Origin of the sequence: Microvirga sp. KLBC 81, assembly GCF_003075415.1 — a bacterium.
In the GTDB taxonomy this organism is placed as follows: Bacteria; Pseudomonadota; Alphaproteobacteria; order Rhizobiales; family Beijerinckiaceae; genus Microvirga.
In genome coordinates this window covers 35,183-45,880 of sequence record NZ_QDAH01000047.1, presented here as the reverse complement: position 1 = coordinate 45,880, position 10,698 = coordinate 35,183, and the positions used below count along the sequence as shown (strand labels likewise).

Annotated in this window: 9 protein-coding genes; 6 read left to right on the top strand and 3 right to left on the bottom strand. The window is 61.9% G+C overall.

Features of this window, described 5'->3' with window-relative positions; genetic code table 11:
* Both DC522_RS22885 and DC522_RS22880 read left to right on the top strand, forming a co-directional pair.
* A partial coding sequence (locus DC522_RS22885) for a UDP binding domain-containing protein (protein WP_245444434.1) occupies positions 1–191 on the top strand: 191 nt, incomplete at its 5' end.
* Positions 192–286: 95 nt separating this feature from the next.
* The gene (locus DC522_RS22880) at positions 287–523 is read left to right on the top strand and encodes an Lrp/AsnC ligand binding domain-containing protein (protein ID WP_047189580.1); all 237 of its coding nucleotides are present in this window, start codon (positions 287–289) and stop codon (positions 521–523) included.
* Here DC522_RS22880 and DC522_RS22875 read toward each other — a convergent pair whose 3' ends face one another.
* From DC522_RS22875 to DC522_RS22865, 3 genes are all read right to left on the bottom strand, one after another.
* Positions 524–1,603 carry a transglycosylase SLT domain-containing protein gene (locus tag DC522_RS22875; protein ID WP_116530924.1) on the bottom strand — a complete coding sequence of 360 codons (1,080 nt, stop codon included), beginning with the start codon at positions 1,601–1,603 and terminating at the stop codon, positions 524–526. It abuts the gene before it with no gap.
* Positions 1,604–1,775: 172 nt separating this feature from the next.
* Entirely contained in the window at positions 1,776–2,222 is a 447-nt protein-coding gene (locus DC522_RS22870) for a Crp/Fnr family transcriptional regulator (RefSeq protein WP_047189581.1), read from the bottom strand.
* Positions 2,219–4,813, bottom strand: a complete 2,595-nt coding sequence (locus DC522_RS22865; RefSeq protein WP_245444432.1) for an ABC transporter ATP-binding protein — start codon at positions 4,811–4,813, stop codon at positions 2,219–2,221. The genes DC522_RS22870 and DC522_RS22865 overlap by 4 nt, the downstream gene beginning before the upstream one ends.
* A gap of 268 nt (positions 4,814–5,081) precedes the next feature.
* Between DC522_RS22865 and DC522_RS22860 the strand changes: the two genes are divergently transcribed.
* Genes DC522_RS22860 through DC522_RS22845 form a run of 4 tightly spaced genes read left to right on the top strand, consistent with a single transcriptional unit; the run spans position 5,082 to position 10,697 of the window.
* Positions 5,082–6,359, top strand: a complete 1,278-nt coding sequence (locus DC522_RS22860; RefSeq protein ID WP_116530929.1) for a glycosyltransferase family protein — start codon at positions 5,082–5,084, stop codon at positions 6,357–6,359.
* 8 nt (positions 6,360–6,367) lie between these two features.
* On the top strand, positions 6,368–7,636 hold the full coding sequence (locus tag DC522_RS22855) for a glycosyltransferase family 4 protein (RefSeq protein ID WP_116530922.1): 1,269 nt from the start codon (positions 6,368–6,370) through the stop codon (positions 7,634–7,636).
* Positions 7,633–8,775 carry a glycosyltransferase family 4 protein gene (locus DC522_RS22850; RefSeq protein ID WP_245444430.1) on the top strand — a complete coding sequence of 381 codons (1,143 nt, stop codon included), beginning with the start codon at positions 7,633–7,635 and terminating at the stop codon, positions 8,773–8,775. The genes DC522_RS22855 and DC522_RS22850 overlap by 4 nt, the downstream gene beginning before the upstream one ends.
* Complete coding sequence (locus tag DC522_RS22845; RefSeq protein WP_116530921.1) at positions 8,763–10,697, top strand: glycosyltransferase; 1,935 nt, start codon at positions 8,763–8,765, stop codon at positions 10,695–10,697. The genes DC522_RS22850 and DC522_RS22845 overlap by 13 nt, the downstream gene beginning before the upstream one ends.
* The last annotated feature ends 1 nt before the right edge of the window (position 10,698 follow it).

The window sequence follows — 10,698 nt, the reverse complement described above, 5'->3', positions numbered from 1 at the left end:
ACGCCTATGGCTGCGCTCAGGGAGCCGATGCGCTGGTGATCGTCACCGAATGGGATATGTTCCGGGCACTCGACCTCAAGCGGCTGAAGGCAGCCCTCTCCAAGCCCGTGGTGGTGGACCTGCGCAACGTCTACCGCCCCGAGGAGATGCACAAGCACGGCTTCACCTATTCCAGCATCGGGCGTGTCTGACATCGAGCCGGAGAGATGTTCACGCGGACGCCGTCCCGTGCCATACCTCCCCTTACTTCATCATTGCTTGAAGCCGACGCCTTTTGGAGCGCCCCATGCAGACCTTCTTCGTCGAGATCAAATGCAAGCTCGGCAAGACCTACGCGGTTGCCAACGCCCTCGCCGACCGGGAGATCGCGTCCGAGATCTACTCGACGGCCGGCAATTACGACATCCTCGCCAAGTTCCACGTGGATGACGGGGTCGATATCGGCCATTTCATTGCCGAGAACGTGCAATCCATCCCCGAGATTGCCGACACGCACACGATCATTACGTTCAAGGCGTTCTGATCACTGCGTGACGGCGCTGGTCTCCGTCACATCAACGGTCGGACGCGTGACCTCGGCGAGATAGGGGCCGATGCCTTCGTAGCGGTCGAGACGACGGACAATCTTCGAGTCGATCTTGTTGTAGAGTTCGGCGACTGTGACCGGGCGGCGCTTGCGGCCCTTGCCTTCCATGAACAGGCCCGTATTGGCCTTGGCGGCTTTCGGGAAGAGCTTGGAAGCCTTCATGTTCGGGTCCCGGTCCAGAACCTCGAGGAAACGCACGGCGCTCTTCGCGCCCAGGAAGTGAGCAAGGTAGAGCTCGGCTTCGGCGAGTTCGCGCTCGCCTTGAGCGATTAGGGCGCGCTCCACGTCCTTGATCAGTTCGCCCGCCATCAGCGCCGAGAAATAGGGATCGGTGCGCAAATTCATGATCCACTCCCGATCCTTGTCGCTTACGGTCGGCTCGCCACTGATCATGCGGATGGCCTCGGCTGCGGCGGTGAAGCCGTAATCTGCGGCGTGCATGGCAACGATCTCGAGCCAGGTGCGGTCGATGAACTGGAACAGGCCCTCGGCGGACGAGGTCGGAGCCTTGGCCTCGGGCGAGAGGCTCGATTCCACGTCGGCCAGCGTCATCATGTAGACCGGGTCCACGCCCGTCACGTGTGCCGCCTTGAGGATGGAGTGAACCAGCCAGCGCGGGATGTTGCGCCCGTTGAAGGGAATGATCTCATCCGGATTGCCGGAGGCCTCCGGGAGAGGCTCCTCCCGTTCCGGCTTCGTCTTGCGCTTCTTGAGCGAGAACGCACCATCGATGATGGCTTTGAAGAGCCCCGGCTGCTTGCCGAGTTCCGGCGTAAAGGCCATCGAAACCGCCACGGGATCGGCCACCAGCGGCTTCACCGGAGACGAGTGATTGTAATCCGCCATTGCGGTTGGCAGGGTGGCGACGGCGGCAGGACCCGCCGTCACCCCCTGGAATCCAACCATCAGGCCCAGAGCAAGGGCCACACGAAGAGTTCGGCGGCCGCGGCCGCCTTGGCGCGGATCCGCAACAGGTTGCGGCACAGCGCACAGCAGCGTTCTTGCATTACTCGGCATCACACTTGTTCCCGCAAGGTTCGGGTTGGGTCCGAACCACCCCTTGTGTCATTCTGGGACAAGAGTTGACGGGTAGATGTGTCGAGAATCGGACAGCTTGACCGTAAGACGGCAATCTCACGGGCTTAAAGAGCACCTTTCCCCGGGAAAAAGTCCCTAAATCCGAGAGTTTTCATGAGGAAGACTGGGCCACGAGCTGCGCATTCGTGCGCTCGAGGCGCTGCGCCAATTCGCGCATGACGGCCAGCGACATCTGGGGGAACTGGGCCAAAAGCTCCAGGAAAACGCGCTTGTCGATGCGAAGGGCCGTGGTCGGCTCGGCGGCCATGATCGTTGCGGAACGGGGCGTGTCGGACAAAATGCCCATCTCGCCGACAAGGGCATTGCTTGAAAGCTCAGCGACCTGGATTTCTCCATTCGGGGTATTGAGGAGCACGCTCGCACGCCCGTCGAGGAGCACATAGGCGGCATCGGACGGATCTCCCTGCGAGAAGAATCGCTGGCCAGTGGCGAATTGCACCCGCTCGCTGGTGAAGGCGAGAAGCTTGAGCCTTGCCGGATCGATATCCCGGAACATGGGCACCTGTCTCAGGGACTGAACCTCGGTCTCAAGGGTCATGCCACCTCTCCTGCTACGCTCTGGGCGGCCTCCGCTTCGGGCTTGGAAGCCCTTCCCTGCGGACCAGCCGTCTTCTCCATGACAATACGTCTGTCGCTCAGCCGCATCTGAACATCGAAAGCGGCCGCCTGTCGATCATTGGGCAGCACCATGAACAGGCTTTGTTGTTCGAGAAAGTCGAGGAGCGCCTGAAGAATTCTCCCGGCACGTTCCTCGTCAAAGGGAGCGAGCGCCCCATCGATGATCATGATGTCGGGGCGTTTGACCAGACAGCGCACGAGATTGACGCTGGTGCGCTCCTGCGGCGACAGGAGTCTGCCCGCCGTACCGACTTCATGGTCGAGGCCGATACGCTGCACATCCTCCAGGAGGTCGAACTCCCGGATCACGGCCGCGATCGCCTCGGCCACCCGGTGCCGAGCATCGGCCACCTGGTAGTTGACCCGGCCGAACAGAAGGTTGTCCCGCAAAGGCGCCGCCGAGCAGATCTTCTCGGGATCGTAGAATTCGACGCCGGTTGCAAATCCCTCTTCGAGGGTTTCCCGAACAAGGTTACGCGTCTCGACGATCCGTCCCTTAAGGTCGTCGTCCAGAAGTCCCAGACGATGGCGGGCCTCGATATAGGCCAGGGGCAGCGCGAGGATTCGCGTGCGCTCCTCCTGCTTCAGATTGGTTGCGCCTCTTGCACGCCGCCGCAGAATGGCCTGGAAATCTGGCAATTCATCCGCGCCGATGAAGGAAAACTGTGCGAACAGGGAGTGCCCCGGAGGCAGTCCCTGGAAGATTTCCGTCATTGTCTCGGCAATCTGGAGACCCATGGTCGTGAGATCGTCGGTCAGCTCCGCCTTATCGATGGCGCTGCGGAATTGCGGGTTCAGGACCAGATTGCGCCCCATGAATTCTTCTGAGACCGGAACGCCGAACAAGAGGTTCTCGGCGACGGTCGCTTGATCGTTGTAGCGATCGATATCGAAGGGCTCGACGAGATCGGCCATGCCGTTCAACCGGAAATTCTCCCTCAGACGGCCCCGTGCCTCGACAAGGCGCTCTGCAAGGTCGGTATGACGCTCCGGATCGATCCGGCCCACAAGACCGAACAAGTAGATCGCCTCGCCCATCTCGACCCTTTCCAGAAGGCTCACCAGCACCCGGTCGAGTTCCTGCTCGTCCCTTACGCCAACCCGTTGGTAATCGATCCACTGATCGGCGACGCTCTCGAAAGGGTTCCCGGTTCTCGCGGCCTCGGCCAGGCGGCGGACCGCCTCTCGCCTGTCCTCTTCGGACTGACCTACGGGCCTGAGGCGCAGACCATAGATCAGATTGTCGCGAATGCTGCCGGGAAAAAGGATGGGGTCCACACCCGCATAGGCGATCCTGCGACCGGCCACGGAAGCGGGAAGCTGCGCGAGATCCCGATCGCCGATGCAAATGCGGCCACCGAAGTTTGAAATACGGCGGGCCAGGACGCGAGCCATCATGCTTGCGGCAGGGCTGCCATTGGAGATGAGAGCGACCTTCGCTGGCAAGTCCAGCGAGAAGGAGGCGTTGTCGATGATCATGTCTCCATGAGGTCCGCTGAGGCAGAGATTTTCGGCCATGAGCGAACCGACGAGCGGCGCGTCCTCTTCCACCTCTTTGGCCTCGATCATCGGGCCCAGCCGCTCTTCCGCGAAGTGTTGGGTGACCTGATCGTATTTCACCTGCACGTCGAGACGCTGCTGGTCCCAGTCGATCAGCTCCTTCAGGGGCGGCGGCAATTCGCGATAGGCGCTGATTACGGCGACCAGCTGACCAATATCGAGCGTGCCTCGCAGGGCGAAATAACCACCCACTGCGTAGAACAGGAACGGCGTGACCTGCGACAGGAAGTTGTTGAGGAATTTAACCGCGAATTTGCGATTGTAAATCTTCAGCCGGATGTTGAAGAGCCGGAAGAGGCGATTGCCAATTTCCGCTCTCTCCCAGGCATAGGCGTTGTGCACGTGAACGACCTCGATGCCGTCGAGCACCTCTCCGATGCGCCCCGCGAGTTCACGGGAAGCAAGCTGACGCTGCTTGCCGAGACGCAGAAGCTCGCGCCGCAACCGGGGAATGATGGTGAATTGCAGGGCAATAACGCCCAGCGCCATGAGGCCGAGCCAGACGTTCTGCACCATGATGAAGAAAAGCGCCGTCGAAGCCTGAAGCCCCAGCAGAACGGGTGTGATGAAGGCATCCCCGATGAAGCCCCCAATAGGCTCGACCTCGTCCTTGATGATGGTGGCGGTCTCGGACGATTTGACGGTGCGCAGCGCCTCCGGCGTGAAGCGCAGCAGCATCGCGAACAGATCGAAGCGCATGCGCCTGAGCATCCGCTCTCCAAGCACGCCCTTGGAGACGTTGACCCAATATTTGAAGCCGTTGTTCACGACGACGAAGAACAGGAAGAGGCACGAGAGCCCGACCAGGAGGCCGATGCGGCCCACCTGGAACCCTTCGAAGATTTGTACGGACCCGCCGCCCAGCCATTGCGGCCAATCGAAGCCTAGTTCCAGGAAGGTTGCCGTAACGTTTCCATCCTTGAAGGCCTCACCTTGGATGACCTGGTTCACGATCTGGCGAGGAAGGTCCAGTGAAATGAAATAAAAAGGCTGGGACAGAAGCACGACAAAGCAAATGAATAGCTGGTCGCGCTTTGAGTGAGTCCATATATATCGAAAGAGGCTCTTTTCCATTGACGTAAAGTTATACCACTTAAACTCTGGAATGAACCTCTTCCCGATCGTGATCGCTGTCTTATCTGATCGGGTGGGGCTTTAGAAGAGGTAGAGACGGAGGCTGCGTCGTCAACCGATGCACCTCCTGCCAAGGGGCACCCGCATGGCGGATTTGGCGACCAGCGTGAACAAGGATCCTGATCCGCACTTGGCCCTGCTCGGCATGGCCAGAGGCTCTCGGGTTCTGATCTACAGCCACGACACCTTCGGGCTTGGGCATCTGCGCCGTTCGCGCGCTATCGCCAACGCCATCGTCAGCGACCAGTCGGACGCCTCGGTGCTGATCATCTCGGGCTCACCCGTGATCGGCAATTTCGAGTTCGGCAGCGGCGTCGACTACATCCGCATCCCCGGCGTGACCAAACTCCCGGATGGGGATTATCGCAGCCTCAACCTCAATGTGAGCATCGACGAGGCCGTCGGCCTGCGTCAGGCGCTCATCCTCCAGACCGCGAAGGCGTTTCAGCCGGATGTGTTCATCGTCGACAAGGAGCCCACCGGCTTTCGCGGCGAGGTGGTGCCTGCCCTCGACTATCTGCAGGCAAGCGGCTGCCGCCTCGTGCTCGGCATCCGCGACGTGATGGACGAGCCGACCCTTCTCGTGCCCGAATGGGACCGGAAGGGCGCCAAGGAAGCGCTCGTCCGCTACTATGACGATATCTGGGTCTACGGCCTGAAGGACGTGTATCAGCCGCTCGAGGCCCTGGACCTGCCGGAAGAGGTGAGCAGGCGCATCACCTATACCGGCTATCTGCGCCGGGAGGAGCCACCCACCCCATCGCTGACCAAATACCCGAAGATCACGAAGCAGCCTTTCATCCTTGTCACCACCGGTGGTGGCGGGGACGGTGACGATCTCATCGACTGGGTGATCTCGGCCTATGAGGCCGACCCGACGCTGGAGCAGCCCGCGCTGATCGTCTTTGGTCCCTTCATCGACCGCGATCAGCGCCGCGCCTTCATGGAACGCATCGCCCAGCAGCCGAAGCTCGACGCCATATCCTTCGACACCAAGATCGAACGGCTGATGAAGAAGGCGGACGCCATCGTGGCCATGGGCGGCTACAACACGTTCTGCGAGGCGCTCTCCTTCGACAAGCGCACCCTGATCGTGCCACGCACGAGGCCGCGGCTCGAGCAATATATTCGCGCCGTCGAGGCCGAACGTCTCGGTCTCGTTCGCATGCTGAGCGATTACAAGAGACCGCGCACGCCGGAGCGTATGGCGCAGGCCCTGCGTGGCCTCTCCTCGCAGCCGCGTCCGTCGGAGGTTACCATTCCCGGCCTTCTCGATGGGCTTGACCGGGTGAAGGAGCGGCTTAAGGCTCTCGCCGAGCCTGCAACCCCGTCCAAGCCAGCCTATCATCAGGCGGCCGAGTAAAACTTCTGATGCTCCCGTCACCTACAGCCCGGCGAATCGCCATTGTCGTCAAAGGTTATCCGCGCCTTTCGGAAACCTTCATCGCGCAGGAAATTCTGGCGCTTCAGGATCGTGGGCTTGATCTCGAGATCTGGTCTCTCCGTCATCCGACGGAGCGGGCCGTGCACCCCATGCACAAGAAGATCGAGGCGCGGGTGACCTATCTGCCGGAATATCTCTACGAGGAGCCGCTGCGCGTTCTCAAAGGTGCGTTCTGGTGCCTGGGGCAGAAAGGCTTTGGCCCTGCAATGAGAGCGTTCTGGCGCGACCTGAAGCGGGACCTCACCGCCAACCGCGTGCGCCGATTGGGACAGGCCTTCGTCATGGCGCGGGAACTGCCCGCCGACGTGAGGCACCTGCATGTCCACTATCTCCACACACCCGCTTCCGTCGTGCGCTATGCAGCGCTTCTCACCGGGCGTACCTGGACCTTCTCGGCTCACGCCAAGGACATCTGGACGACACCCGATTGGGAAAAGCGCGAGAAGATGCAGGAAGCGCTCTGGGGCGTGACCTGCACTGCACATGGCGCGGAGAACCTGCAGGCGCTGTCTTCACCCGATCGCGTCTCGCTCGTTTATCATGGGCTCGACCTTTCCCGCTTTCCCACTCAGCCCGAGAACCGCCCGGCGCGCGACGGCACCAATCCGATGGACCCGGTGCGGATCGTATCCGTTGGGCGCGCCGTGGCGAAGAAAGGCTATCGCGATCTGATCCAGGCGCTCGCCGCCCTGCCGGGTGATCTGCACTGGCGCTTCGCGCATATCGGCGGCGGAGAACTGCTGAGCAGCCTGAAAAAACAGGCGCAACAGGCGGGCATTGCCGACAAGGTCGCCTTCCTGGGATCGAAAGCGCAGCCCGACATCGTTTCGCTGTTGCGCGAGGCCGATCTCTTCGTGCTGCCGTCCAAGCAAGCGGCCTCCGGCGATCAGGACGGATTGCCGAATGTGATCATGGAAGCCGCGAGTCAGGGGCTCGCAATTGTCGCCACGAACTTTGCCGGAATCCCTGAATTCGTCCGCGACGGCGCGGAGGGGCAGCTCGTACCGCCCGGCGATTGGGAGGCGTTGTCGAACGCACTCAATCTTCTTGCCCGCGAACCCGAGCGGCGAAAAATTTTGGGTGATGCAGCCTATCGCCGCCTTCGCCAGGACTTCTCCATGGAAGGCGGCATCGATCGGCTCGAGGAGCGCTTTCGCGCTCTTGTCGGCAACCTGAAAGAACCGGAGCCGGTGTGAGCGCCAAGAAGCCTGTCGCGTTCTATGCCCCGCTGAAGAGCCCGAACCACCCACTCCCTTCGGGCGACCGCACCATGGCGCGCCTTCTGATGAAGGCGCTCGACGCCGCAGGGTTTGTCCCGCAGCTCGCCAGCGAATTGCGAACCCTCGACAAGGCCGGCGACAGACAGGTTCAGGAGAACCTGAAACAGCAATCGCTGGCGGAAGCCTCACGCCTCATTGTCCATTACGAGAGCCTGCCGGAACCGCAGCGCCCTTGCCTATGGTTCACCTATCACGTCTATTACAAGGCGCCCGATTGGATCGGCCCACTGGTGAGCGAGGCTCTCGACATCCCTTATGTGATCGTCGAAGGCTCACGCGCCGCAAAACGTGCGCAAGGGCTCTGGTCTCTGGCCCATGAAGGTGCGGAAGAAGCGCTCGATCAGGCCAATGCAATCTTCGTGATGACGGCCAGGGACCGGATCGCGCTGGAACAGGCGCGTCCGGCTCATCAGATCCTGATCGATTTACCGCCATTCCTGGACGCCTCGGAATGGCTGCCCCCCTCCTCTCCTCGCAATGCAGGCGCACCACGCCTTCTCACGGTGGCCATGATGCGCGAAGGTGACAAGTGCGCCTCCTATCGCATTCTTGCGAGCGCGCTCGAGAAGGTCACGCATCTCTCCTGGTCGCTCGACATCGTTGGCGATGGCGAGGCACGCGCAGAGGTCGAACATCTGTTCGCGCCTTTCCTGGGCCGTGTGCGCTTTCATGGGCGGATCGAAAGCAGGAGCGATCTCGCGGCCCTTTATGAGGCGGCCGATCTTTTCGTCTGGCCCGCCGTCAACGAGGCCTACGGCATGGTGCTGCTGGAGGCGCAGCTCTTCGGCTGTGCCGTGATTGCCGGCAATTTCGGTGGTGTCTCAAGCGTGGTGGAGCATGGAAGGACAGGACTGTTGACCTTGCCCGGCGATGCTACAGCTTTCGCGGATGCGATGAGAGACTTGCTTGAACATCCTGAACGGCTTCGGCACCTTGGCGATGAGGCGCGCCGCTTCGTGATGAAGGAGCGCACCCTCGATGGCGCGGCCACGCGGCTACGCGAGGCTTTGTCCTCCCTCACGTCGACAAGAGGAGCACGAGCTTGCGCGTCCTGATCGTCGTCACCCATCTCTTGGGAGCGGGTCATCTCACGCGAGCGGCCGCTCTTGCGCGTGCCTTCGCGCGGGAAGGCCATGAGACCACGCTCGTTTCAGGCGGAAGCCCGTCCCGTCCTACGGGTCTTGACCGCATTACGTTTGTTCAGCTGCCGCCGGTGCGAACCATCGGCACGGACTTCAAGGCGCTGCTCGATGAGGACGGCGCGCCCGTTCACAACTTCCGGCTGGCGGAGCGCCGCATCCTTCTTCTTCAGACATTGAGGGCAGCCCGCCCGGACGTCATCATCACCGAACTCTTTCCCTTTGGCCGCCGCGTGCTGGCGGATGAGTTCATGACGCTCATCAACGAAGCACGGCGCTTGAGCCCACGTCCGCTCATTCTCTGCTCCATCCGCGACATCCTCGCCTCACCTTCGAAGCCGGGTCGCATCGAGGAAACGCACGCACGTGTTCTTGAAAGCTATGACGCCGTCCTCGTTCATGGCGACCCGCGGATCGTGCCTCTGGAGGCCACGTGGCCTGTGGACGAGAGCATCCGCCCGCTCATTCGCTACACCGGCTATGTGGACGAGAGCCCAGAGCCGCTGCCATCGGGAGCACGCCATGGCATTCTCGTTTCCGGCGGATCGAGCGCCGCAAGCCTCCCGCTCTACCGCGCCGCCATCGCAGCCGCGAAAGAGATCACTGACAAGCCCTGGCGAATCCTGATCGGACGCGGCGTTGCGGATTCCGATTTCGCGGCTCTTCACGACAGCGCGCCAGCCCATGTGACGGTGGAGCGCGCAAGGCCGGATTTCCGTACGTTGCTGGCGCAAGCCGAACTGTCCATCAGCCAGGCGGGCTACAACACGGTGGTGGACCTTCTGCGCAGCGGGGTCAGATCGATTCTCGTTCCCTTCGAGGCAGGTCACGAAACCGAACAGCGCCTGCGGGCCGAACGCCTGAAGGCGCTTGGCCTTGCCGAGATCGTCCCTGAAACGGACCTATCCCCTCGGCATCTTACCGAGGCCGTGCGGCTCACCCTGTCGCGCTCGCCACTGCTGCCCCCGCACATCAACCTCGATGGGGCACGCCAGAGCGTTGCCATTGCGGAAAGCCTCGCCTTGGCCCGTCCTGCCCTCCATCGCCCCAACGACTGGTCCCCGGTGGAACAGGCACTCGCACGCGCCAGGGATCACGGCTGCCCCATCCGCGTCTGGTGGCGGGACGACGATGCGGCGGCCGATACGCCCCAGCTCGATCGGCTTCTCTCCTTGAGCCGTCGCGCCGAAGCCAGTGTCGCGCTCGCGGTCATTCCTCATCGGCTCGAAGCCTCGTTGGGCAAGCGCCTGCAGAGCGAGGATACCGCCTTCGCCCTGGTTCACGGCTGGTCTCACGCGAACCACGCTCCTGAAGGACACAAGAAGGCCGAGTTCGGAACTCACCGGCCCGTCGCCACCATGGCAGCAGAAGCTGAACAAGCCTTGCGGAGGGCGCGGGAAAAACTCGGTGGCACTCTTCTGCCGGTTTTCGTGCCGCCGTGGAACCGGATCTCGCCCGAACTGGTCCGGCATCTACCCTCTTCGGGCATTTCGGCTCTCTCGACCTTCAACGATCGCAAAGCGGCCTTCCCGGTCGAAGGCCTGCTGCAGGTTAACGCGCATCTCGATCCGATCGACTGGCACGGCACGCGAAGCCTGGCCGATCCGGCTTTCATCATTGCGAGCCTGGCCGCCGCCATCGACCGCCGCGTGACGGGCAAGTCGGACCGGGAGGAGCCCATTGGTCTCCTGACCCACCACTTGATTCATGACAATGTCATCTGGTCGTTTTGCGAGGAGTTGATGATCCAGCTCGGCCATTGGGAGGTTCCCCTTATGCGCCCTGACCAAGCCTTTTCAGGTAGAACAGGATCACAGCCTTGGCTTGATGCGTTATGAT